This window comes from Burkholderia sp. BCC1998 (genome assembly GCF_905339875.1).
Classification (GTDB): Bacteria; Pseudomonadota; Gammaproteobacteria; order Burkholderiales; family Burkholderiaceae; genus Burkholderia.
This window is the reverse complement of the sequence record NZ_CAJPHE010000002.1, coordinates 1-24,348: the sequence shown is the minus strand read 5'-3', so window position 1 is coordinate 24,348 and position 24,348 is coordinate 1. Positions and strand designations below refer to the sequence as shown.

The following is a 24,348-nucleotide window of genomic DNA, read 5'->3' as shown; positions in this document are numbered from 1 at the left end:
GGCATCCCTGGCGCGGCCCCGCCCCCGGCCGCCGCGTGTTTCCGCCCGTTTTCGGTGCGTGCACAACCGCGCCGGTGCGGCGCGCGGGGTCGGACTTCGATATACTCGAAGCGACATCAACGCCCCGCGCGCCACCCGCGCGCCCGCTTCCGTGAAACCACGAGCCGGCCTGATCCTCGAACTCGTCGTCAACCTGCTGCTGCCCTGGGTCGCATACCGGGTCGCGCATCCGTATTTCGGCGAAACCGGCGCGCTGTACGCGTCGGCGATTCCGCCCATCGTCTGGTCCGTCGTCGAATTCATCCGCTCGCGCCGCATCGATGCGGTGGCCGCCGTCGTGCTGCTCGGCATCGCGCTGTCGATCGCCGGCATGGCGCTCGGCGGCAGCGCGCGCACGCTGCTGATGCGCGAATCGCTCGCGTCCGGCACGATCGGCGTCGTGTTCCTGCTGTCGTTGTTCCGCGATCGTCCGCTGATCTTCTATCTCGCGCGCGCGACGGTGGCCCGCGAGATGGCCGGCGGCGCCGCGCGTTTCGAGACGGTCTGGGCCGAGCAGCCGGGGCTGCGCCAGATGCTGCGCCTGATGACCTTCGTGTGGGGCGCCTGCATGACGCTGGAGATGCTGCTGCGCCTGTGGATGGTCGTCACCTGGCCCGTCGAGCGCGTGCTCGTCGTGTCGCCGATCATGGGCTACACGGTGTTCGGCACGCTGCTGCTGTGGACCTTCTGGTACCGGCGGCGGATGCGCGAGCGCAACAGCGTCGACATCCCGACCCGCGACGGCGTCACCGAGATCGCCGGCCGCTGAGCGCCCGCCCCGTCCGCCCCGCGCGGCCGGCCCGGCGGCCGTCACGGCCGCTGGGGTATGATGCGCGGCTCTCGTTCGCCCCCTGCATCGCCCCATGTCTCTCTCGCTTCTCCCGTGTGCCACGATCTGGCTCGCACTGTTCGCGGCCGCCGCGTTCGCGTGGCAACGCCCGCTGCATGGCCTGAGCATCGCCGTTGCCGCGCTCGGCTATGCCGGCGCGCTGGCGTTCGGCAAGCTCGAACCGATCGTGCTCGCGCCGCTCGCGCTGCTCGCGGCCGCCGCCTGGGGCGTCGCGCCGGGCCGCCCGCTCGCGATGCGGATCGTCGCGCACGTCGTGTTTGCCGCGCTCGCGATCGCGCTGAGCCTGCACCTGCTTCCCGGCGTCCACAATCCGCGCGTGATCGAGCCGACGCGTTTCACGCCGGATGCCGTGCCGTTCACGATGTACCTGAATTTCGACAAGCCGCTCGTCGGCCTGTGGCTGCTGTGGGCGCTGCCGTGGGTGGCGCCGGACGTCGCCCCGGCACGCGCGCTGCGCACCGGCGCCGTGGCGGCCGTCGCGACGGCGGCGGCCTGCCTGGCCGGCGCGCTCGCGTTCGGCATGGTCGGCTGGGCGCCGAAATGGCCGGCGTCGGGCTGGATGTGGCTCGTCAACAATGTGCTGCTCGTCACGCTCGCCGAGGAAGCGCTGTTCCGCGGCTACGTGCAAGGCGGGCTCACGCGCGTGCTCGGCCGGTTCGGCTGGGGGCCGTGGGCCGCGCTCGCGATCGGCGCGGGGCTGTTCGGCGCCGCGCACGCGGCCGGCGGCTGGCCCTGGATCGTGCTCGGCACGGTGGCCGGCATCGGCTACGGCCTCGCATGGCGGCGCGGCGGACTGCTCGCATCCGCGCTCGCGCATGCGGGGCTGAACGTGATCCACTTCGCGCTGTTCACCTATCCGATGCTCGCCGCCGCGCGCTGAACGCCGTGCGCGGCGGCGGCATCCCGCCGCTTTCGCGCGGTCGAACTCAGTTGAAGCCGGCTACCGCGTGCGGCACGTAAGGGCCTTCGAGCGTCGCGATTTCATCGTCCGTCAGCTTCAGCTGCAGCGCGCCGAGCGCATCGTCCAGATGATGCGGCTTCGAGATGCCGACGATCGGCGCGGTGACGCCGCGCTTGTGTGCGACCCACGCGAGCGCGACCTGCGCACGCGGCACGTTGCGCGCGGCGGCGATCGCCGCGACGGCCTCGACCACCGCGCGATCGGCACCGGCCGTCGCGTCGTACATCCGCTGACCGACCTCGTCGCTCTGCTGCCGGCCGGACGACTCGTCCCAGTTGCGCGTCAGCCGGCCGCGCGCGAGCGGGCTCCACGGAATCACCGCGATGCCTTCGGCCTCGCACAGCGGCAGCATTTCCCGTTCTTCCTCGCGATACAGCAGGTTCAGGTGGTTCTGCATGCTGACGAAGCGGGTCCAGCCGTTCTGCTTCGACGTATACAGCGCCTTCGCGAACTGCCACGCGAACATCGACGACGCACCGATGTAGCGCGCCTTGCCGGCCTTCACGACGTCGTGCAGCGCCTCGAGCGTCTCCTCGATCGGCGTGCCGTAGTCCCAGCGGTGGATCTGGTACAGGTCGACGTAGTCGGTGCCGAGCCGCTTCAGGCTCTGGTCGATGTCCGTCATGATCGCCTTGCGCGACAATCCCGCGCCGTTCGGCCCGGGGCGCATCCGGTAGAACACCTTGGTCGCGATCACGACGTCGTCGCGCTTCGCGAAGTCGCGCAGCGCACGGCCGACGATCTCCTCGGACGTGCCGTCCGAATACATGTTCGCGGTATCGAAGAAATTGATGCCGGCCTCGATCGCGCGCTGGATGATCGGGCGGCTTTCCGCTTCCGGCAGCGTCCACGGGTGGGTGCCGCGCGACGGCTCGCCGAACGTCATGCAGCCCAGCACCAGCTTCGACACGTCCATCCCGGTCGACCCGAATTTCACGTACTCCATCGCTCGCCTCGTCATTGAAGTGGGGTTGCGGCCGGATGCGCGGCCCGGTTCGGTGCACCGGGTACGAACGCCGTGCGCTGCATCGGCCAGACGTCGCATGGTATCGCGCAGCGCGCAAACGCGTAGTCGACGCGACGGCCTGCTGCGGCCGGGTCGCCCAGGAACGCCGACGCGCCGGAACCGCAGCCCAATCCCACTCGAGCAAGGCTTCGACGGCGCACACCGACGCGCCACGCAGCATCCATGATCAGAATGCGCGGCGTGGCGCCGCGCCGGTTGCCGCGTCGACGAACGAACGGATTACTCGCGAACGACGAACGGCTTACTTGATCTGGTCGGCGAGCGGCTGCAGGAATTCGGAGAAGCCGGTCAGCATGATCTGCACGCCGATGCACAGCAGCAGGAATGCCGACACGCGCTTCGCGACCTTGGTGCCTTCGGTGCCGAGATAGCGGGAGAGCAGCGCGGCACGGCTGTAGGTCAGCCAGATCACGACCGCGACGAGCGCCGACACCGAGATCGACACGATGCTCGACAGCATGAATTCCGACAGCTTGTGCGTGCGGTTCGCGTTCAGCGCGATCGCGGTGGCGATCGAGCCGGGGCCGACGGTCAGCGGCACGGTCAGCGGGAAGAACGCGCGGGTCATGATCGCGTTCGCATCGATCGGCTTGATCGGCGTATCGCCGCCGCCCGCCGGCCCGTCCGGCTCGTTCAGCATCTGCCAGCCCGCGACGGCGACCGCGAAGCCGCCGCCGATCCGCAGCGCTTCCATCGAGATCCCGAAGAAATGCAGCACCGGTGTGCCGGCGAAGAACGCGACCAGCAACACGATGAACGCGTTGAACGCCACCTTCTTCGCGAGCAGGTTGCGCTCGTGCTCGGTCAGCGCCTCGGTGCGTTCGAGAAACAGGAACGCGATGCCGATCGGATTGATGATGCCGATCAGGCCGGTAAAGCCGAACAGGATCTCGGAGATAAGGCGATTGACGATCATCGGGTGCGAAGAAGCGGTCGGGGCTGGGCCGGCGGCGCGCCGGGGGTCACGCATTGTAGAGCAAGCGCCCGCGCGCGAGACGCAAATCGCGCCCCGGGCCCGGCGGGCCGCGCCGCCGCCTTACTCGGCGCCCGGCTCCCAGGCCGGCGGCCGCTTCGCGAAGAACGCGGCGAAGCCCTCCTTCGCTTCCGGCGTCGCCCGCACGCGGGAGATCGTCTGCGCGGTGAACGCCGCGCGTTCGTCCGACGGCGGGTACTCGCCGATCGCGTCGAAAAAGCGCTTGATCTCCATCAGCGCGTTCGGGCCGTTGCGGCTCAGCTCGGCGAGCGTCTTGTCGAGTGCGGCGTCGAGCGCGTCGAGCGGCACGGCCTGGTGGATCAGCCCGATCGCGACGGCTTCGGCGGCCGCGAGTTGCGTCGCGGTCAGCGCGAGCCGGCGCGCCTGGCGCTGGCCGACCGCCTCGACCAGATACGGGCCGATCACCGACGGCAGGATCCCGAAACGGGCCTCGCTGACCGAAAAGCGCGCGTGATCGCTCGCGATCACGATGTCGCAGGCCGCGCACAGGCCGACGCCGCCGCCGAACGCGTGGCCCTGCACGCGCGCGACCGTCGGCTTCGGGCACTGCCGGATCGCCCGCATCATCGCGGCGAACCGCTCGGCGTCGCGCAGGTTCGCGGCCGCGTCGTTCGCGCTCGCGCGCTGCATCCACTGCAGGTCGGCGCCCGCGCAGAACGCGCGACCGTCCGAGCGCAGCACGATCGCGCGCACGTCGCCGCGCCGGCCGAGCGTCGTGAACGCGTCGGTCAGCTCGGCGATCATCGTCTCGTCGAACGCGTTGAGCACGTCGCCGCGCTGCAGCGCGACAGTCGCGATGCCGCGCGCATCGACGCCAACGGCCAGGGTTTTCAATCCATCCATCGAACAGGTTTCCTCGGGGTAGAAACAGGCAACTGCGAAACTCAGGCGGCCTGCCGGCGGTCGACCACGCGCCGGGCCTTGCCGGTCGCGCTCGCGGGAATGCCGCCCGCGGCGAGCACCGTCACGCCGGCCGACACGCCGATCATCGTCTTGATCCGGTGCTGCAGCTCGCGCGCAATCGCCGCGCGCTCGGCATCGGTCACGCACGCGACGGCCTCGGAGCGCAGCTCGACCGCGAGATCGAGCCGGTCCATGTGGCCGTCGCGCGAAAGCGTGATCTGGAACTGCCCCGACAGCTTCGTCTGCGCGACGACGATTTCCTCGATCTGGCTCGGGAACACGTTCACGCCGCGCACGATCAGCATGTCGTCGGAGCGGCCCGTGATCTTCGCGAGCCGGCGCATCGTGCGCGCGGTCGGCAGCAGCAGCGCGGTGAGGTCGCGCGTGCGATAGCGGATCACCGGCATCGCCTCCTTCGTCAGCGACGTTAACACGAGCTCGCCCTCGCTGCCGTCCGGCAGCACTTCGCCGGTCACGGGATCGATGATCTCCGGATAGAAATGGTCTTCCCAGATCACCGGGCCGTCCTTCGTCTCGACGCATTCGCACGCGACGCCCGGGCCCATCACTTCCGACAGCCCGTAGATGTCGAGCGCGTCGATGCCAACGCGCGTCTCCACTTCCTCGCGCAGCGCCTGCGTCCACGGCTCCGCGCCGAAGATGCCGATCTTCAGCGACGACTCGGCCGGGTCCATCCCTTGCCGCACCATCTCGTCGATCAGGTTCAGCATGTATGACGGCGTGACGAGGATGATCTTCGGCTCGAAATCGCGGATCAGCTGCACCTGCTTTTCAGTCTGCCCGCCCGACATCGGCACGACCATGCAGCCGAGCCGCTCCGCGCCGTAGTGAATCCCGAGGCCGCCCGTGAAGAGCCCGTAGCCGAATGCGTTGTGCAGCGTGTCGCCCGGGCGGCCGCCGGCCGCGCGGATCGAGCGCGCGGTCACGTTCGCCCACGTGTCGATGTCGCGCGCGGTGTAGCCGACCACGGTCGGCTTGCCCGTGGTGCCGCTCGACGCATGCACGCGCACGACCTGCTCGCGCGGCACCGCGAAGAGGCCGAACGGATAGTTGTCGCGCAAATCGTTCTTGGTCGAGAACGGGAATTTCGCGAGATCGGCGAGCGTCTTCAGGTCGTCCGGATGCACGCCCGCCGCGTCGAACGTGCGGCGATAGTGCGGGACGTTGTCGTACGCGTGGCGCAGCGACCACTTGAGGCGCTCGAGCTGCAGCGCCTGCAGTTCGTCGCGGCTGGCGGTCTCGATCGGCTCGAGGGCGGCGGCGGGGTGCGTCGGGTGAGTCATCGGGGTGCTCCTCCAGTGGAGTGATGTCGTTATCGTGATCGGGGTGACGGGGCCGGCGGCTAGCGGAACGTGCGGCCGGCCGCGTGCAGCGCGGCGATGCGCGGCGACACGCGATAGCGGTCCTCGCCGTAGCTCGCCGCCAGGTTCGACAGCACGCGAAACACGCGGCCGATGCCGATCGCATCGGCCCACGCGAGCGGGCCGCACGGGTAGTTCACGCCCTTCTCCATCGCGAGATCGAGATCGGCGGGCGAGCACACGCCCTGGTTCACCGTGTCGGCCGCCTCGTTCGCGAGCATCGCGACGGTGCGCATCGCGACCATGCCCGGCACGTCGGCGATGCCGACGACGCGAAAACCCGCTTGCTGGAACAGCCCGACCGCATCCGCATAGGCCGCGTCGCTGCACTGCAGCGCGCGCGTCAGCGCGACGAGCCCGGCCTGCGCGTAATCGCGCGCGAGATCGACGAGCACGAGGTCGCCCACACCGGTTTGCGCGGCGCGCACGGTCGCGGTGCGGCCGTCGGTCAGCGCGATCGACGCGCGGCCGGCCACGGCGAGCAGTTCGTCGGCATGCGCGCCGTTCTGCCGCGCGAGCGCGATGCGTTCGACAACGCGGGCATGCAGCGCCGCGGCCGGGCCGTCCTGCGCGAACAGCGCGACGTCGGCCGGCGCATCGCACGGCGGTTCGAACGCGGGCGCGGGCGGCGTCGCGCCATCCGCATACGAATAGAAGCCGCGCCCCGACTTGCGCCCGAGGAAGCCCGCGTTCACGAGTTCCTGCTGGATCAGCGACGGCGTGTAGCGCGGATCGTTGAAGTACGCGCGGAACACCGACTCGGTCACCGCGAAGTTCACGTCGTGGCCGATCAGGTCCATCAGCTCGAACGGCCCCATCCGGAAGCCGCCGGCGTCGCGCATCACCGCGTCGATCGAGGCCGGCGTGCCGCCCTGCTCGTTCAGCACGCGCAGCGCCTCCGCGTAATACGGCCGCGCGACGCGGTTCACGATGAAGCCGGGCGTCGACTTCGCCAGCACCGGCCGCTTGCCCCACGCGGCGGCCGTGTCGTAGAGGGCCTGCGCGACGTCCGGCGCGGTCGCGAGCCCGCTGACCACCTCGACGAGCGCCATCAGCGGCGCCGGATTGAAGAAATGCAGGCCGGCCACGCGCTGCGGCGCGCGCAGCCCGGCCGCGATCGACGTGATCGAGATCGACGACGTGTTGGTCGCCAGCACGCAGCTGTCGTCGACATGGCGTTCGAGCGTCGCGAAGATCTCGCGCTTCACGTCGAGCCGCTCGGCCGCCGCCTCGACGATCAGCGCGGCGCCCGCGAAGTCGGCCAGCGCGCGCACCGCGCGAATCCGGCTGCCGGCCGCGTCGGCCTGGGCCGGTTCCATCCGGCCCTTTTCCGCGAGCCGCGCGAACTGCGCGCGGATGCCGGCCAGCGCCTTGTCGCATGCGGCTTCGTTCAGGTCGTACAGCAGCACCGCATGACCGGCCGCCGCGGCCACCTGCGCGATGCCCGCGCCCATCGCGCCCGCGCCGATCACGCCGACGACCGCCGACGGCGCCAGCGCGCCCGAATTCACCGAATGTGCAGAAGAAACAGCCATCGCTTGCGATCCGTCATGAAGTGGAAGTGCGAGCGATTATAAACCGACCGGTCGGTAGATTTATGTCAGGGCGAGCCCGAATTTGTCGTGCAAGAGACCGTTACGAAAAGCGCAAGAACAAAAAATCGAACGATCGGGGCACTTTTTTGAAACCGAAAGGTCAATGAAAGTGTTCGATTATGAGATAGTGTCCCCCGAACGCCTGATAAAATTCGACAAATCGCCGGATTTCAGGGGGAAACCGCGTGTCACGCCGCTGCCGTCCACCGCCTGCCGTCCTTTCGGGGTCGGAATCGCGCCACCCGCTGTCGTGACGTACCCGCGCCCCGCCCTCGGCACCCGGTCGCATCGAACCGTTTCATCCAGCGACGGGCTTCGGCCCGCCCGCGCCCCTCGCCGCTTCACGGCGGCGAATCCAGGGCAGCACGGCTCCGCGCTGCCGCCCATCAGCATCATCGTCCACGTTCGGCGGATCATCCGGCCGGGCTTCGTCAACCCGTGACGGCGCGTCGCGCGCCGCCACTCGCATAGGAAACCGTCCATGCCGCTCTCGTCCAACCAGCTCCCGCGCTGGACCCTCGTGGCCCCGCTTGCCGCCTGGCTGGTACTCGCGCTGTCGCGCGTCGTGCCGGCCGAAGGCCTCGTCATCGCCGTGTTCGCCGCCGCCCTCGCCGGCGCCGTGTTCGCCGCCGTCCACCATGCCGAAGTCGTCGCGCACCGCGTCGGCGAGCCGTTCGGCACGCTCGTGCTGGCGGTCGCCGTGACCGTCATCGAGGTCGCGCTGATCGTGTCGGTGATGCTCGGCGCCGGCCCCGAGAAATCGGGCCTCGCGCGCGATACCGTGTTCGCCGCGGTGATGATCATCTGCAACGGCATCGTCGGCCTCTGCCTGCTGGTCGGTGCGTGGAAGCATGGCGAGCAGGATTTCCAGGGGCGCGGCGCGAGCAAGGCGCTCGCGGTGCTCGCGTCGCTGTCGGTGCTGTCGCTCGTGATGCCGAACTACCTGAACGCCGCGCCGGGCCCGTTCTTTTCGAAATCGCAGCTTGCGTTCGCCGGCGTGTCGTCGCTCGTGCTGTACGGCGCATTCGTATTCGTGCAGACCGTGCGCCACCGCGACTACTTCCTCACCGAGCACGACAGCGCGAACGAATCAGTGCATGCGGCACCGCCGAGCGGCCGCACCGCGCTGATCAGCCTCGTGCTGCTGTTCGTGAGCCTGGTCGCGGTCGTGCTGCTCGCGAAGCTGCTGTCGCCGGCCGTCGAGCATGCGGTGATGAAGCTCGGCGCGCCGGAAGCGGCGGTCGGCATCGTGATCGCCGCGCTGGTGCTGCTGCCCGAAGGGCTCGCGGCCGTCACCGCCGCGCGGGCGAATCGCCTGCAGACCAGCATGAACCTCGCGCTCGGTTCGGCGCTCGCGAGCATCGGGCTCACGATCCCGACCGTCGCGGCCGTGTTCATCTGGGTCGGCCAGCCGCTCACGCTCGGCATCGGCGCAATGGAAACCGTGCTGCTGTCGCTGACGCTGCTCGTCAGCACGCTGACGCTCAGCCAGGGACGCACGACGGTGCTGCACGGCGTCGTGCATCTGTCGCTGTTCGCGGCGTACCTGTTCCTGTCGGTCACGCACTGATGTAAAGCGGCGCGGGCCCCGGCGGATCCTCTCCGCCGGGGCCGGCGCGCCGCTCCACCTTCTTCGCTTCACCTTCTTCGCTTCACCTTCTTCGCTTCACACCGCCGCTACCGGACCGGAATCACCAGATGCTGGCCGGCCAGGATCAGGTTCGGGTTCGCGAGGTTGTTGCGGCGCTGGATCTCGCGATAGCGCTGGCCGCTGCCGAGCTTGCTCGCCGCGATCAGGTTCAGCGTGTCGCCGGCCTTCACCACGTACGTATGCTCGCCGGACGCGGCCGCGGTCGTCATCGTCTGGTCGCTGACGAAGTACTTGCGCAGCAGGTCCAGATACTGCGGCGACTGCTTGAGCTTCGCGATCGCGGCGTTCAGGTAGATCAGCAGGTCCTGGTCGTCGGCGCGCACGCCGATCTTGTACGCGATGTTCGAGCCGTCGAGCTTGGTCACCGCGAACTTCAGGTCGGTCCCCTTGATCGAGCTGACCGCGAACGGATAGTCGTAGACGAACGCGTCGACAGCACGGCCGTCGAGGCTCTTCGCGATGAATGCCGGATCGGAATCGTCGATCTCGACGAAACGGACGTTCGGATACTGGCGCGTGACGAACGCACGCACGTCCGGGTCGCCCTTCAGGATGCCGACCGTCTTGCCGGCCAGATCGTCCGCCGAGCGGATCGCGGAGCCCTGCCGCACGATCAGCGAATAGCCGAAATCGTCGACGTACGGCACCGAGTAGATGACGCCCGCCGGCGTGTTGTCCGGGAACGTCAGCCCGTCCATCGCGACGTCGACGACATGATTGCCCTTCGCATCGGTGTCGAGCAGTTGCTTCGGCACGCCCGGATACGTGTCGACTTCGTGACGCGTATCGACGACGATCGGCTTGCCGCCGCGCGAGAACGACGGATCGGCGAACAGCAGCCGAGCGAATTCGACGTTGAAGCCGTGCGGCGCGCCCTTGTCCTCGCCGAAGAACGGCTCGCTCGGGTTCTGCACCGAGACCCGCACGATGCCGTTTTCCGCGATCGATTTCAGCGTGTCGGCCTGCGGCGTGAAGCCGGCCGGCAGCACGTTGCCCGACCCCGACGGCGGCGCGGGCTGGCCTGCGCCGGCCGACTGCGCGGAGGTCGCGCCAGGCGCCGCGTCGTGCGCGGGAATCAGTGTCGACAGGCCGCCCTGGTGGACGATCCATACGCCGACGAGCACCACCAGGAACACGACTGCACCGAGAAGTTTTTTCATGGTTGCGTGCCTGCGGAAAGTTATTGTTGTTTCGACGGCAATGCGGCGGCCCGTGCCGCATCGGGGCCGGGCACGGGGGTGCCGTTCATCACCGCCTGCTGTTGCGCCTGCTTGACCTCGGGGTTGTCCAGCAGCGACGTCTCCATTTCGGAGAACGCCTTGTTCACCGAGCGCATCACCGAATCGACGGCCACGTCGGTCTTGATCTGCTCGAACGTATCGGCCGTCTGCCGGCCCGCGAGCTTGTTCATGTGCTGCGCCGCCTGCGACATGTCCCACATCGCCTTCGCGCGGTCGATCGCCGATGCGAAATTCTTCAGCTCGACCTGCACCTGCTTGTAGCGGCCTTCGCGGAACGCGAGCAGCTGCTTCATCGTGTCGAGCTGCGCGCGAAAGCGTGGTGCGTCGTCCGGATACTGCTTCTCGAACAGCTCGGTCTTGTCCTCGAAGTTCTTCACTTCGGTGCGGAACGCGGTGATGCTGTCCGCGAATTTCTGCGCCGCGTGGCGCTTTTCCGCGAGCTGGTTGATCAGCGTCTCGATCGGATTCGCCTGTGCTTCCTCGACGATCATCTTCACCTTCTGGTTCGCGAACTTCATCGCGACGACCGGCGCGAAATAGATCGCCCCGAGGCCGATCACGGCCGCGGTGACCAGCGCGATCACTCCCTTCAGGATGAACAGCGCGGCCGGTGCCGCGATCGCGACGCCGGCGACGATGATCGCCCATTTGATCAGCCTTGCCTTGCCACTCCCCGAACTGCCGTTTGCTTCATTCGAAAGCTGCGACATGAGTTTCTCTCCTTGAACCTCGAACTGAACTGCGTGCGTGTGCTACGTCATGCTCAATCGAAATGCTTCGGACTCCAGTGGCGCCGTGCGCGCGGGGCGGTCGGCGCCACAATGCGTGGACGCGTGGCGGCGGCGTCACGAGACACCGGCGCAGGCGTCATGCACGATACGATATTCAGGTGCGGCGGGCTGGCGCGCGACACGGCGGCGCCGATCGGCACCGTTCATCGGCGCGGCCAGCGCGCGGACGGGAAAGTGTACCGACGCACGGTACGAAACGGGATGACGGATACGTGACGCGACGGGCGTCGGGAGGATCGTGGTTCCGGCGGGCCGGTGGCTGCGGCGCCGGGATTCCGGTACGAGTGCGTGAAGGCTCATCGTTGTTCTTGTGCGCGTCGCTGATGCGGGAACGCGCGGCCAGCGCGCCCCGCTCCAAATGCACGCACGTATCCTGCGCCGACCGGCATGCAGCGTCAAGCGATCGGCGCGGTGCGTTGCCTTTCGCGAGCGCAAGCGTGCACGACGCGTCAGCTTTCGGAACGGTAAGGATGTTGCCGACGCAGCGATTCGCCGCGCTCGGTCCGACTGCCTCTAAACGACGCCGCCGTCCGTCCCTTCCGTCAGAAACTGCTCGACCATCGCGTTGAACACCGGCAGCGCCGGATTGTCGTTGTCCGCTCGCCACGCGAGATACAGCTCCGCCGCGACGTCGACGTCCGCAAGCGGCCGGAACACCACGCCGTCCACATGCAGCTCGCGCGCCGACGCCGGTACCAGCGCCGCACCCAGCCCGGCACGCACCAGGCCGAGGATCGTATGCGTCTGCCCGACGTAATGCAGGTAGTTCGGCAAGCGCCCGGCGCCGGCGAACATCCCCGAGATCATGTCGTGGAAGTACTTGCCTTCGTTCGGCGAATACGCGATGAACGGCTGGCGGTCGAGCTGGTCCGGGCCGATCCGCTCGTACGCGGCCAGCGGCGCGCCCTGCGCGACCGCGACGAGCATCGGCTCGCGTTGCACGAGCCGGTATTCGAGCGGATGGCGCGCCGCGCGCTGGCGCACGAAGCCCGCATCGAGCATGCGCGACGCCAGCGCGTCGATCTGCACCGTCGACACCATTTCACGCAGTTCGACGTCGACGTCGGGCAGCGCGTGCGCCGCATGCGCGAGCAGCGCCGGAATCATCCGGTACGCGCTGACGGCCGTGAAGCCGAGCGTGATGCGGCCGGCCCCGCCATGCGCGACGCGCTGCGCGGCCTGTTCGGCCCGCGCGGAAAACTCGAGGATGTGCCGTGCGTCGCGCAAGAAGCGCTCGCCGGCCGCGGTCAGCCTGACCTGCCGGCTGCTGCGTTCGAGCAGCGCGATGCCGAGCGCGTGCTCGAGCAACTGGATCTGCCGGCTGAGCGGCGGCTGCGTCATGAAGAGCCGCCTGGCCGCGCGCCCGAAATGCAGTTCCTCGGCCACGGCGACGAAGCAGCGAAGCTGGTTCAGTTCAATCATTCAAATCTTGAATCAATTGATAGCGTCTTGATGTTAGACCGATATCGATTCGATTCCTATACTCGGTTGCACCTGATGCGCGGCCCGCGCCGCGCACGCCATCGACCTCCTGCTCACCCAGCCGCTTCCCGACACCATCGACGCCGAACTGTGCGCCCGCTACGCGGTGCATCGGCTGTATGCGACTGACCAGCCCGACGCGCTCGCCCGCGCTCCACAGCAAAGGATTCCTGATCAACGTCGCGCGCGGCAAGCTCGTCGACGAAGCCGCGCTCGTGCGCGCACTCGCGGACGGCACGATCGCCTACGCGTGGCTCGCCGGCCGCTTCGAACGGATTCGCGTCACGCCGGACGCTTGATACCGGGCGCCGCCGGGCGTGCGACCGGCGGCATCAGGCGCGCTGGCGGCTGCCCGGCATCGGCTCGACTGCAAGCCGGTCGAGTTCGCGCAGGTCGTTCTCCAGCGCGGGCGTGAGCGTCGTGCGCAGATGGTCGAGGAAGGTGCGGATCTTCGCATCGAGATAGCGCCGCGTCGCATAGACCGCGTACACGCTGACGGTCTGCAACCGATACTCGGGCAGCACGCGGATCAGGCGCCCCGCGCGGAGGTCGTCGAGCACCGTATACAGCGCGACGCACGCGATGCCGCGCCCCGCCCGCACCGCGACGCACAGCGCATCCGGCACGTTGACCTGGAACGGTGCCGGCTGCAGTTCGTAGACGGTCTCCTCGCCGTCGTCGCGCTCGAGCCGCCACTCGCTGGCCGGCGATGCCGGCGTATCGAGGCGCAGGCACACGTGGTTCGGCAGGTCGTCGGGCGTCTTCGGCGTGCCGTGCCGCGCGAGATATTCGCGCGATGCGACCAGCACGCTGCAACTGGTGCCGCAGGTCTGCGCGACGTAGCCGGAATCGGGCAGCTGCGACGCGGTCACGATCGACACGTCGTAGCCTTCCTCGACGAGATTCGGCATCCGTTGCGCGAGCGTCAGCTCGACCGACACGTCCGGGTTGTCTTCCTGGTAGCGCACGATCGACGACACGACATGACTCTGCCCGAGCCCCGTCATCGCATGGATCCGCATCTTGCCGCTCGGCCGCAGCAGCGCGTTGCGGGCCTCGGCGTTCGCGTAGTCGAATTCGGCGAGGATCGATTTCGCACGCTCGAAGTAGCGCTCGCCGCTTTCGGTGAGGCCGAGATGGCGCGTCGTGCGATGCAGCAGGCGCGTCTGTACGTGGGCTTCGAGGTTCGACACCGCGCGCGACACCTGCGCGGTGGTCGCATCGATTTCTTTGGCGACCGCGGTGAAACTGCCGGCTTCGACAACGCGCACGAACAGGCGCATGTTTTCGAGCATGTCCATTGAATTGGCTTGGGAAGTGTCGGTGGGGAAACGTCGGCGGCGCTCGCGTCAGACGGGAATCGGCGCGTGCGCGCGAACCACGCGCAAGCGATCACCATGCCGGGGAACGGGCGGGAGAGCGGGCATCGCGTGCGTGGTTGTGGCGTATCGGGGAATTCGGTGGCCCGAATTGTACGCCGCTGCAGACAAATTTGCGCGATCGCAGGGCCGCCAGGCTTTCATCCGATGAAAGGTTCCTGCAAGACGGATGCGGCGCGCGCAGGCAACGCGTTGATGCAGCGCGACAATTTATATCACGACGCGATATAATTCTCGACGTCCTCGCGCTGCGTCATGCGCATCGTCATGTTTACCGCTCAATCGTCCATGTCGTCAGGCTCCTCCCCGTCGCGCCGCACCTTCCGCCAATGGCTGCACAGCTTCATTCCCCATCCGATGACGCTCGGCTGGCGCGAGCGCATGCGCTCGTGCGCGGGCGCGCTCGTCGGGATCGCGACGGTCGGCGTGACGATGCGGCTGCTGCCCGGCATGCCGGGCCTCGTGCCGCTGCTCGTCGCGCCGATGGGCGCGTCGGCCGTGCTGCTGTTCGCGGTGCCCGCGAGTCCGCTCGCGCAGCCCTGGTCGATCATCGGCGGCAATCTGGTGGCGGCGACCGTCGGCGTCGCCTGCGCGCAGTGGATCGCCGATCCGATCACGGCCGCCGCGGTCGCGGTCGCCCTCGCGATCGGCGGCATGTTCGCGCTGCGCTGCGTGCACCCGCCGTCGGGCGCGGTCGCGCTGACGGCCGTGCTCGGCGGCCCGGCGATCCACGCGCTCGGCTTGCGCTTCGTGGTCGAGCCGATCGCGCTGCAATCGGCGATCCTGCTGTCGGCCGCGCTCGTGTACCACGCGCTGACCGGCCACCGCTATCCGCACGGCGGCGTGCGCCACGATGCGAAGCCGCAAGGCGGCAGCGCCGCGCCGGCACGCGGCGGCTTCACGCGCGCCGATCTCGACGCCGTGCTGAAGCGCCGCGGCGAATGGCTCGACGTCGACCCGGACGACCTCGAAATGCTGCTGCGCGAAACCGAGATGCAAGCCTATGCGCGCACGTTCGGCCGGCTCACGTGCGCCGACCTGATGACGAAGAACGCGATCGAAGTCGCGCCGTCGACGTCGGTCACGGCCGCGCTGACGCTGCTCGACCGCCATCGCGTGAAGGCGCTGCCCGTCGTGGACGGCAGCGATCGCCTGGTCGGCATCGTCACGCGCGCCGACCTCACGCGCCCGTTGCGCCGCCCGGTCCCGCTGTGGCGGCGGCTGGCCGCGCGGCTGCCGCAATCGTTCGGCGGCCGGCCGCCCAGCGTCGCGACCGTGATGACCCGCGACGTCGCATCCGTGCCGCAGACCATGCCGATCACCGCGCTGGTGCCGCTGTTTACGCATTCGGGCCATCACCACATCCCGGTCGTCGACGCATCGCGCCGGCTCGTCGGCATCATCACGCAGACGGATCTCGTCACCGGCCTGTACCGCCAGACGCAGATGCTCGAGGCCGCGTAACGCGGACGCTCAACGGGCCGACGACAGCGTAATGTATCTATTTCGCTGAAATTCGGCCATTTATATCATATTGTGATATATTTCACGTTACCGAAACTGCTGCCCGACCGACCGCAATGACCGATACCCGACGCGCGCTGACCAAAAGCGATTTCCAGCAACTGTCCGAGTTCCGCTACCAGATGCGCCGTTTCGAGCGCTTCTCCGAACGCGCCGCGCAAAGCGAAGGCGTGACGCCGCTGCAGTACCTGCTGCTGCTGCACATCAAGGGCTATCCGCACCGCGAATGGGCCACCATCGGCGAACTCGCGGAACGCCTGCAGGCGCAGCATCACGGCGTCGTTGCGCTGGTGACGCGCTGCGAGGCGCTCGGGCTCGTGAAGCGCAAGACGAGCGAAGCGGACCGCCGGCAGGTCGAGGTCCACCTCGAGGAAGCCGGCGAGACGCTGCTCGCCCACCTCGCGGCCATGCATCGCGCGGAACTGAAATCGCTCAAGGGCACGTTCCAGGTTCCGCAGATCAATAACTGACCCTGGCTTTACCGACCTATCCTCACGCCGATGAACGCACCGCACAAACGCGACTTCTCGACCAACGAACGCCTGCCCAGGATCGCGTTGCTCGCTGCCGGGATCGGCTTGCTCGGCACGCTGGCGGCGTTCGTGCTGTCGAGCCTGATCCACCTGTTCACGAACCTGTTCTTCTTCCAGCAGTTTTCGTTCGCCGACCGTTCGCCCGCGCACCACACGCTCGGCGCATGGGTGATCGTCGTGCCGGTGATCGGCGGGTTGATCGTCGGGCTGATGGCGCGCTTCGGTTCGGAGAAGATCCGCGGCCACGGCATTCCCGAAGCGATCGAGGCGATCCTGTTCGGCAAGAGCCGCATGTCGCCGAAGGTCGCGATCCTCAAGCCGCTGTCGTCGGGTGTCGTGATCGGCAGCGGCGGCCCGTTCGGCGCCGAAGGCCCGATCATCATGACGGGCGGCGCGCTCGGCTCGCTGATCGCGCAATGCGTGCACGTGACCGCCGCCGAGCGCAAGACGCTGCTCGTCGCGGGCGCGGCCGCCGGCATGACCGCCGTGTTCGGCACGCCGGTCGCCGCCGTGCTGCTCGCGGTCGAACTGCTGCTGTTCGAATGGCGTCCGCGCAGTTTCCTGCCGGTCGCGCTCGCCTGCGCGGTCGCCGGTTTCGCCCGCGCCGTGTTCTTCGGAGTCGACCCGCTGTTTGCGCTGACCACGGCGCCGCCGACGCCCGTCGCGCTGCTGTCGTGCATCGTCGCGGGCCTGCTGTCGGGCGCGCTCGCGTGCGGCCTGTCGGCCGCGCTGTACCGCGTCGAGGACACCTTCGCGAAGCTGCCGGTGCACTGGATGTGGTGGCCGGCGCTCGGCGCGATCGTGATCGGCATCGGCGGCTGGCTCGAGCCGCGCGCGCTCGGCGTCGGCTACGACGTGATCGGCGACCTGCTGCACCAGCACATCGCGCTGAAGATCGCGCTCGCACTGCTGACCGTGAAGGCCGTGATGTGGGTGATCGCGCTCGGCTCCGGCACGTCCGGCGGTGTACTCGCCCCGCTGCTGATGCTCGGCGCGGGCCTCGGCACCGTGCTGTCGCCGGTGCTGCCCGGCGGCGATCCGGCGCTGTGGCCGCTCGTCTGCATGGCCGCGACGCTCGGCGCCACGCTCGGTGCGCCGCTGACCGCGATCGTGTTCGCGTTCGGCCTCACGCACGACGCGAACGCGCTGCTGCCGCTGCTCGCGGCGACGCTCGTCGCGCACGGCTTCGCGACCGTCGTGATGAAGCGTTCGATCATGACGGAAAAGATCGCGCGCCGCGGTTACCACATCTACCGGGAATACGGCGTCGATCCGCTCGAACGCCATGACGTGGCCGAGGTGATGACGCCGGCCGACGATCTCGTCTCGATCGACGGCGCCACGACGCTCGACGCCGTCGAGTCGCAGTACTTCGGCGCGAAGCAGACGCACCGTGCGTACCCCGTCGTGCAGAACGGCCGCCTGCTCGGTCTCGTCGATCGCGCGACGCTCGACGCGCAGCGTGCGCAAGCCGGTCCCGGCGCGGCGCTCGCGAACGCATTCATCGATCGTGCGCCGCCCGTCGCGCACGCGCACGAAACGTGCCGCGTGGTCGCGTCGCGGCTCGCGATGCTCGGCCTCGAACGCCTGCCGGTCGTCGACGATCCGCAATCGCTGCGCATCATCGGCATCGTGTCGCGCAGCGACCTCATCAAGCCCGCGCTCCAGCACTTCGACGACGAACACAAGCGCGAACGCTTCCGCCCGGTCGTACCGGTCAACCTGCGCGACGCCGGTGCGCGCAAGGCCAGCTGATACGTACCGCGCGCTTCACCGTCCCCCGCCGTTCCGGATCGGCGCGCACCCTGCGCGCCGGTTCGCATTCCGCCGGGTCGGCGTTTAAACTTGGTTGACAATTCATCGGACGAAAGTTTGTCATCATGGTGCTCATGCGACGGGGCCACCCTTTCAGCCATTCCACTTCGTCATCCAATAAAGAAGCGTCGCGGCGCGACATGCAGATACATGCAGCACGCCGCGGCCGTCAATCCGCCACACCACAGGGCAGCGAGCCGACCTCACGACGCATGACGTCGTCGCCGCGTCCCCGCCTCCACGCGGGCCGTGCGCGACCCATGCCGCATCGCAACAGAACGGACAGCATCCGGATTGTCGTTTGGCAAGCGTGTTAACAACTTGTTTCGGAATCGCCGGAACCGCATTTGTCCGATGCAATCTCACAAGAACGCAGTTCAAGTTCTGCTGCGCATCCCGCTCAATCAATCACGACTCGAGGGAGATAAAACGTGAACGTGAAATACTTACCGCTCATCGCATTGACCGTGGCAATTTCCGCACACGCAGCCGATCCGGCCATGCAGAACGTGGGGCAAAGCCAGAAGTCCGCGGAGGACGTGTCGGCGTGCATCGCAAAGACCTGGGCCGACAAGTCGCAGCAACAGGTGGTCACGCAGAACGTGCTCGCCAACGGCCTCGCGACCGATGTCTACGTACCGGGCCAGCAACCGCCGAACGGCGCGGCCGCGATGGTTCGTCCGGCGTCGAAGCCGGGCGCGAAGACGTGGGTCGGCATGCGTGGCGACGCCGCTTCCGCGGGCGACATCAACGCCTGCCTGTAAGCTCCGCGCCGGACAGCGTTGCGCCGTCCGCATGCGACAAGCCCCGCTTCGAGCGGGGCTTTTTGTTTGGGCGCATCGGCCGCGCGCGCATGCCGCGGCCGGTGCTCATGCGCTTACAGGTAGCTGCAGACGTAGTCGAGCGTCTCGAGCACTTCGATGTCGAAGCGGCTCTTGCCCGGCACCGAGAACGACTCGCCGGCGCCGTAGGTTTGCCATTCGCTGCTGCCGTCGAGCTTCACGCGGCACTTGCCGGCCTGCACTTCCATCAATTCGGGCGCGTCCGTGCCGAAGTTGAGCGCGCACGGCAGGATCACGCCGAGCGTCTTGCGCGTGCCGTCCGGGAAGAGCACGGTATGCGACACGCACTTGCCGTCGAAATAGACGTTCGCGCGCTTGACGACCGATACGTTGTCGAATTGGGTTGCACTGGTCATGTGATGCCTCTGATTGCTGGATGCCGGATGGCGTGTTGTCGGAAGCCGGCCGGAACGGCGGGCCGGCCGCTATGATACCGGCTCGCGGCGAGCGCGCCGCGAGCGGGAATGGTCCGCGGTGCGCGGCAGATGTTCAGGATCACTACGCGATGCATTGCCCGACTCATCGGAGCCCCTTGCGCCGCGCGGAATCGCGCAGGCAGTCGAGCAGCATCGACGCGGCCGGCGTGAGCGGGCTGTCGCGACGCGTGACGACCTGCACGGACACGCCGGGCAGCCGCTCGCGGATCGGCAGCACCGCGAGCTGGTCGCGCGCCCACTCGCCCTGCAGCAGCTGTTCGGGCATCGACGCGATCAGGTCGCAGCCCGTCATCAGGCTGTGCGCGAGCCCGAAGCTCGGGCATTCGACGACCCGCTGCGGCACCGGCAGCCCGTACGCGACGAACGAGTTGAACAGCACCTGGGTCGAGCTTTCCGGCGACGGATTCATCAGCCAGTCGGCCTCGACGAGATCGGCCAGCGACGTGGCCGATGCGAGCGGATGCCCCTTGCGCGCGACGATCAGCGATCGGCTCGCATAGAGTTCCGCGTGGTCGAACTCGGCCGCCAGCAGTTCGGGCACGACGACGGCGACCGCGAAATCGAGCGAGCCGTCGTGCAGCCGCGGCAGCGCGACGCCGGGAAACCCTTCGATCAGATTGACGCGCGCGACCGGAAAGCGCCGCCGGAACGCGCGAAACGCGTCGGGCAGGATCGTCACCGCCGCGGCCGGCGTGATCGCCGCCGCGACCGAGCCCGTCATCGCGCCCTGCGCCTGCTCGATGTCGTCGCGCGCCCGCTGCATCTCGGCGACGATCAGCCGCGCGCGCACCTGCAGCTGCTGGCCGAACGCGGTGAGTTGCACGCCGCGCGCGGTGCGCACGACGAGCGACACGCCGAGCGCGATCTCCAGCTCCTTGACCGCCTTCGTCAGCGCCGCCGGCGACACGTTCAGGCGCCGCGCAGCCGCGCGGATGCTCCCTTCGTCCGCGACGGTGACGAACGCTTTCAGCTGATGGTATTTCATGGCGGCATGCGTGATTCGTGGAAACCCGACGCCCGGCCACGCGCAGCGGATCAGGGTATTCCCGAGCGGCAACCGGTGGTGAGCACCAAAGCAATTTAGCAGCTTCTGGTACCCGACAGAAATTTATATGCTTGGCCGTCATATGTGCGTCAAACGCCCACCGGCCCCACCTGCCTCACCTGCTCCACAGGAGACACCATGCTGCAAGCCGTGAACCCCGTCATCCCCGGCATCGCCGCGATCGCCCCCGACCTGATCGACGTGCGCCGCCGCATCCACGCGCATCCGGAGCTCGCGTTCGAGGAAACGCTGACCAGCGATCTCGTCGCCGAGTTGCTCACGGGGTGGGGCTATGAAGTGCATCGCGGCATCGGCAAGACGGGCGTCGTCGGCGTGCTGCGCGAAGGACAAGGCACGCGCACCGTCGGCCTGCGCGCCGACATGGACGCGCTGCCGCTCGCCGAAGCCACCGGCCTGCCGTACGCGAGCCGCCACGCAAACAAGATGCATGCATGCGGTCACGACGGCCACACCGCGATGCTGCTGTGCGCGGCGCGCCACCTCGCCGCCACGCGCCAGTTCTCCGGCACGCTGAACCTGATCTTCCAGCCGGCCGAGGAAAACTTCGGCGGCGCGAAATCGATGATGGACGACGGCCTGTTCGAGCGCTTTCCGTGCGACGCGATCTTCGCGATCCACAACATGCCGGGCCGCGCCGCCGGCGACATGGCGTTCCGCGCCGGTGCCGCGATGGCGTCGGCCGACCGCGTGACGATCACGCTGCGCGGCGTCGGCGGACACGGCGCGATGCCGCACTTCGCGCGCGACCCGATGTCGGCCGCGGGCAGCATCATGGTCGCGCTGCAGACGATCGTCGCGCGCGAGGTCGATGCGCAGCATGCGGCCGTGATCACCGTCGGCAGCGTGCAGGCCGGCGAGACCTTCAACATCATTCCGGAAACCGTCGTGATGAAGCTGTCGGTGCGCGCGCTGGACGCCGACGTGCGCGCGCTGCTCGCACGCCGGATCGACGCGCTCGCGAAGGGCCAGGCGGAAAGCTTCGGCATCACGGCGGAAGTCGACTACGACTACGGCTATCCGGTCCTCGTGAACCATCCCGAACCGACCGCATTCGCGGCCGACATCGCCCGCCAGATGCTCGGCGCCGATCGCGTGGAAACCGAGGCCGCGCCGCTGATGGGCAGCGAGGACTTCGCCTACATGCTCGAAGCACGCCCCGGCTGCTATGCGTTCATCGGCAACGGCATCGGCAGCAAGGGCGGCTGCATGGTGCACAACCCCGGCTACGACTTCAACGACGACATCCTCGCGATCGGCGCGAGTTACTGGGTCCGCGTCGCCGAAGCCTGGCTCGCGGCCTGACGGCCCTTCATCACGCAGTTCCGCGCCTTAGCAGGGGAACCTCATGGAAACGTCCGCCCTTCCGTTCGCCGGCTCGCCGGCCGATGCCCGCGCCGCCGCGAAGAAACGCCGCCTGATCGCGGCCGCCGCGGTCGGCAACGCGCTCGAGTTCTACGACTTCACGGTCTACAGCTTCTTCGCGATCCTGATCGGCAAGCTGTTCTTCCCGGTGCATTCGTCGTTCGGGCAATTGATGCTCGCGGTCGCGAGCTTCGGCGTCGGCTTCGTCACACGCCCGCTCGGCGGCCTCGTGATCGGCATGTACGCCGACCGCGCCGGCCGCAAGAAGGCGATGATCCTGACGCTGTTGCTGATGGCGCTCGGCACCGCGACGATCGCGATCGCGCCGACCTTCGCACAGATCGGCCTAGCCGCGCCGCTGCTGCTCGTGCTTGCACGCCTGCTGCAGGGGTTCGCCTCGGGCGGCGAAGTCGGCGCGTCGACGACGCTGCTGCTCGAACAGGCGCCGCAGCATCGCCGCGGCTTCTACGCGTCGTTCCAGTTCTCGAGCCAGGGGCTCGCGGCGCTCGCCGGGGCGCTCACGGGCGTCGCGCTGACGTCGACGCTCAACGCCGCGCAGCTCGAGAGCTGGGGCTGGCGCGTGCCGTTCATCATCGGCACGCTGTTCGTGCCGCTCGGCTACTGGCTGCGCCGCACCGTCGAGGAAGTGCCGGCCGCCACGCCGGCCGCCGCGCACGACGAACCGGTCGCGTCGCTGCCACTCGCCGACGTGCTGCGCCATCACGGCAAGGCCGTGTTCGCGGGCCTCGGCGTGACGATCGGCGGCACGTCGATCCACTACATCATCGTGTTCTACATGGCGATCTACGGCGTGCAGGTGCTGCACCTGCCGACCTGGCTGTCGATGACGGCCGGCTGCGTCGCCGGCGCGATCCTGATGCTCGTGACGCCGATCGGCGGGCACCTGTCCGACGTGTTCGGCCGCAACCGGATCGTCTGGTGGACGCGCATCGTGCTGATGGCCGCGATCTATCCCGCGTTCATCGCGCTGAACCGCTGGCCGGGCGCCGCGTCGCTGCTGTCGATCATCGCCGCGCTGTCGATCGTGCACGCGATCAACATCGGCGCGACGGGTGCGATGCTCGGCGAGCTGTTCCCGCGGGCGGTGCGGGCGACCGGCGGCGCGCTCGTGTACAGCGTGGGCGTCGCGATCTTCGGCGGCTTCGCGCAGTTCTTCGTCACGTGGCTGATCGCGGCGACCGGCAATCCGAATGCGCCCGCGTGGTATGCGATCGGCTGCGGCGTGCTCACGCTGCTCGCGATTCGTTGCATGGACGAGAAGGCCGGGAAGGCGCTCGATTGAGCGGTGGCGGCGTGGGACGTGCGACACGTCATTGACGCAGCGAACGCGCATCGTGCATGATCGCTCCATGCACGACGCCACGATCACCCTTTCGACGACTACGCGCACGACCGCCTTCGGCGGGCCCGTGCGGCGAGTGCGCGCAAGGTCGTAGCGCCCTTCACCGATTTCCACAGGCCCCGCCGGTTCCGGACGGGGTCTCGTCGTTTCTCCGTCCGTATCGGCCACTCAGGAGAAACGCGATGTCCGAAGCCCCTTCCCCGAAACGTGCGCTGCTCGTCGTCGACATGCAAGTCGGGTTGTTCCATGGCCCCGATCGTCCGCATGACGGCGAACGCGTGCTGGCCAACGTCAACCGGCTGATTCGCCGCGCACATGAAGCCGGCACGCCCGTATTCGCCGTGCGCCACACCGGCCCGGCGGGTTCGCCGATCGCGCCCGATGCACCGCACGCCGCATTGCTGCCGGCGCTCGCGATCGATACGGCACGCGACATCGTGTTCGACAAGACCCGGCCGAGTTGTTTCGCGGGCACGCGGCTTGCCGAGTGGCTGCACGCGGCCGGGATCGGCGAGATCGTGATTGCGGGGATGAAGACGCAGTACTGCATCGACACGGCGTGCCGCGCGGCCGCCGATCTCGGCTTTCGCGCCGTGCTCGTCGCCGATGCGCATACCTGCATGGATACGCCCGCGTTGCCGGCCGAGCGGATCGTCGCGCATCACAATGCGACGCTCGGCGGGCCGTTCGCGACGTTGACGACGACCGAGGCGTGCGGGTTCTGACCGGCAACGCATACGGCACGCCGCACGCCGGCCCCCGTAAACGCAACAAGGCACGGGCCACCCTCACCCGTGCCTTGCGTGCGCGCCGCCCCGCTCAGAACGTATGCATCATCCCCACATACGCGCCCGTCTGCGACTCGCCCGTCATCGGGCTCGTGCCCGACGTCGCGTCGCGCGGCGACGCGAGCAGCGAGAAGTTCGAATTCCCGCCGTTGCGCACGTACGCGACCGTCCCGTACAGGAACGTGCGCTTCGACAGGTTGTACGTCGTGCCGAGCACGTACATGATCGCGTGGCCCGACGGATCGTGCGACGCGTCGCCGCCGCCGTCGCCGACTTTCACGTAATACCCGCCGCCCGTCACCGCCCACTGCGGATTGGCCGTA

At 68.4% G+C, this 24,348-nt stretch carries 22 protein-coding genes and 2 pseudogenes; 12 read left to right on the top strand and 12 right to left on the bottom strand.

What is annotated here, in order from left to right:
• Positions 1–151 precede the first annotated feature (151 nt).
• Positions 152–808, top strand: coding sequence for a VC0807 family protein (locus U5A56_RS03420; RefSeq protein WP_321920925.1), 657 nt, complete (start codon positions 152–154; stop codon positions 806–808).
• A gap of 94 nt (positions 809–902) precedes the next feature.
• The gene (locus U5A56_RS03415; RefSeq protein WP_321920924.1) at positions 903–1,769 is read left to right on the top strand and encodes a CPBP family intramembrane glutamic endopeptidase; all 867 of its coding nucleotides are present in this window, start codon (positions 903–905) and stop codon (positions 1,767–1,769) included.
• Between the two features lie 46 nt (positions 1,770–1,815).
• Here U5A56_RS03415 and U5A56_RS03410 read toward each other — a convergent pair whose 3' ends face one another.
• From U5A56_RS03410 to U5A56_RS03390, 5 genes are all read right to left on the bottom strand, one after another.
• Positions 1,816–2,796 carry an aldo/keto reductase gene (locus tag U5A56_RS03410; protein ID WP_044843310.1) on the bottom strand — a complete coding sequence of 327 codons (981 nt, stop codon included), beginning with the start codon at positions 2,794–2,796 and terminating at the stop codon, positions 1,816–1,818.
• A gap of 322 nt (positions 2,797–3,118) precedes the next feature.
• Positions 3,119–3,793 (bottom strand): MarC family protein, encoded by a 675-nt coding sequence (locus U5A56_RS03405; RefSeq protein ID WP_044843309.1) that lies wholly within the window; start codon positions 3,791–3,793, stop codon positions 3,119–3,121.
• A gap of 120 nt (positions 3,794–3,913) precedes the next feature.
• Positions 3,914–4,714 carry an enoyl-CoA hydratase-related protein gene (locus tag U5A56_RS03400; RefSeq protein ID WP_321920923.1) on the bottom strand — a complete coding sequence of 267 codons (801 nt, stop codon included), beginning with the start codon at positions 4,712–4,714 and terminating at the stop codon, positions 3,914–3,916.
• A gap of 41 nt (positions 4,715–4,755) precedes the next feature.
• On the bottom strand, positions 4,756–6,078 hold the full coding sequence (paaK, locus tag U5A56_RS03395; protein WP_321920922.1) for a phenylacetate--CoA ligase PaaK: 1,323 nt from the start codon (positions 6,076–6,078) through the stop codon (positions 4,756–4,758).
• A gap of 59 nt (positions 6,079–6,137) precedes the next feature.
• Complete coding sequence (locus U5A56_RS03390; RefSeq protein WP_321920921.1) at positions 6,138–7,691, bottom strand: 3-hydroxyacyl-CoA dehydrogenase; 1,554 nt, start codon at positions 7,689–7,691, stop codon at positions 6,138–6,140.
• Positions 7,692–7,854: 163 nt separating this feature from the next.
• On the opposite strand from U5A56_RS03390, the gene U5A56_RS03385 reads away from it, so the two are divergent.
• A complete protein-coding gene (locus tag U5A56_RS03385) occupies positions 7,855–8,193 on the top strand; it encodes a hypothetical protein (protein WP_321920920.1) in 339 nt (112 codons plus the stop codon).
• 39 nt (positions 8,194–8,232) lie between these two features.
• A complete protein-coding gene (locus U5A56_RS03380) occupies positions 8,233–9,321 on the top strand; it encodes an ionic transporter y4hA (RefSeq protein ID WP_321795945.1) in 1,089 nt (362 codons plus the stop codon).
• Between the two features lie 107 nt (positions 9,322–9,428).
• Here the strand turns inward: U5A56_RS03380 and U5A56_RS03375 are convergent, their stop codons facing one another.
• The 3 genes from U5A56_RS03375 to U5A56_RS03365 form a co-directional block, all read right to left on the bottom strand.
• On the bottom strand, positions 9,429–10,562 hold the full coding sequence (locus U5A56_RS03375) for a LysM peptidoglycan-binding domain-containing protein (protein ID WP_321920919.1): 1,134 nt from the start codon (positions 10,560–10,562) through the stop codon (positions 9,429–9,431).
• A gap of 20 nt (positions 10,563–10,582) precedes the next feature.
• Positions 10,583–11,353, bottom strand: a complete 771-nt coding sequence (locus U5A56_RS03370; protein ID WP_044843303.1) for a hypothetical protein — start codon at positions 11,351–11,353, stop codon at positions 10,583–10,585.
• 594 nt (positions 11,354–11,947) lie between these two features.
• A complete protein-coding gene (locus tag U5A56_RS03365) occupies positions 11,948–12,856 on the bottom strand; it encodes a LysR substrate-binding domain-containing protein (RefSeq protein ID WP_044843301.1) in 909 nt (302 codons plus the stop codon).
• A gap of 209 nt (positions 12,857–13,065) precedes the next feature.
• On the opposite strand from U5A56_RS03365, the pseudogene U5A56_RS37115 reads away from it, so the two are divergent.
• Positions 13,066–13,173: pseudogene (locus U5A56_RS37115) on the top strand (NAD(P)-dependent oxidoreductase); the annotation flags it as partial.
• Between the two features lie 75 nt (positions 13,174–13,248).
• Here the strand turns inward: U5A56_RS37115 and U5A56_RS03350 are convergent.
• Positions 13,249–14,217, bottom strand: a complete 969-nt coding sequence (locus U5A56_RS03350) for a LysR family transcriptional regulator (protein ID WP_044843298.1) — start codon at positions 14,215–14,217, stop codon at positions 13,249–13,251.
• Positions 14,218–14,583: 366 nt separating this feature from the next.
• Here U5A56_RS03350 and U5A56_RS03345 point away from each other — a divergent pair, with 366 nt between their 5' ends.
• The 4 genes from U5A56_RS03345 (at position 14,584) to U5A56_RS03330 (ending at position 18,931) form a co-directional block, all read left to right on the top strand.
• A complete protein-coding gene (locus U5A56_RS03345; protein WP_321920917.1) occupies positions 14,584–15,759 on the top strand; it encodes an HPP family protein in 1,176 nt (391 codons plus the stop codon).
• A gap of 116 nt (positions 15,760–15,875) precedes the next feature.
• The gene (locus U5A56_RS03340) at positions 15,876–16,289 is read left to right on the top strand and encodes a MarR family winged helix-turn-helix transcriptional regulator (RefSeq protein WP_124484609.1); all 414 of its coding nucleotides are present in this window, start codon (positions 15,876–15,878) and stop codon (positions 16,287–16,289) included.
• Between the two features lie 30 nt (positions 16,290–16,319).
• Positions 16,320–18,107, top strand: a complete 1,788-nt coding sequence (locus U5A56_RS03335) for a chloride channel protein (RefSeq protein WP_321920916.1) — start codon at positions 16,320–16,322, stop codon at positions 18,105–18,107.
• Between the two features lie 491 nt (positions 18,108–18,598).
• Positions 18,599–18,931: a hypothetical protein gene (locus U5A56_RS03330; protein ID WP_185643516.1), complete on the top strand. Its 333-nt coding sequence runs from the start codon at positions 18,599–18,601 to the stop codon at positions 18,929–18,931.
• A 113-nt stretch (positions 18,932–19,044) separates the two neighbouring features.
• Here U5A56_RS03330 and U5A56_RS03325 read toward each other — a convergent pair whose 3' ends face one another.
• Together U5A56_RS03325 and U5A56_RS03320 are read right to left on the bottom strand one after the other, a co-directional pair.
• Complete coding sequence (locus U5A56_RS03325; RefSeq protein WP_006478890.1) at positions 19,045–19,365, bottom strand: pyrimidine/purine nucleoside phosphorylase; 321 nt, start codon at positions 19,363–19,365, stop codon at positions 19,045–19,047.
• 163 nt (positions 19,366–19,528) lie between these two features.
• A complete protein-coding gene (locus tag U5A56_RS03320; RefSeq protein ID WP_044843294.1) occupies positions 19,529–20,431 on the bottom strand; it encodes a LysR substrate-binding domain-containing protein in 903 nt (300 codons plus the stop codon).
• A 198-nt stretch (positions 20,432–20,629) separates the two neighbouring features.
• On the opposite strand from U5A56_RS03320, the gene U5A56_RS03315 reads away from it, so the two are divergent.
• The 3 genes from U5A56_RS03315 (at position 20,630) to U5A56_RS03305 (ending at position 23,962) form a co-directional block, all read left to right on the top strand.
• The gene (locus tag U5A56_RS03315) at positions 20,630–21,814 is read left to right on the top strand and encodes a M20 aminoacylase family protein (RefSeq protein WP_321809453.1); all 1,185 of its coding nucleotides are present in this window, start codon (positions 20,630–20,632) and stop codon (positions 21,812–21,814) included.
• Between the two features lie 43 nt (positions 21,815–21,857).
• A complete protein-coding gene (locus U5A56_RS03310) occupies positions 21,858–23,177 on the top strand; it encodes an MFS transporter (protein WP_044843292.1) in 1,320 nt (439 codons plus the stop codon).
• Positions 23,178–23,419: 242 nt separating this feature from the next.
• A complete protein-coding gene (locus tag U5A56_RS03305; protein WP_321920915.1) occupies positions 23,420–23,962 on the top strand; it encodes a cysteine hydrolase family protein in 543 nt (180 codons plus the stop codon).
• Between the two features lie 94 nt (positions 23,963–24,056).
• Here U5A56_RS03305 and U5A56_RS03300 read toward each other — a convergent pair.
• Positions 24,057–24,348, bottom strand: a pseudogene (locus U5A56_RS03300) (porin); the annotation flags it as partial.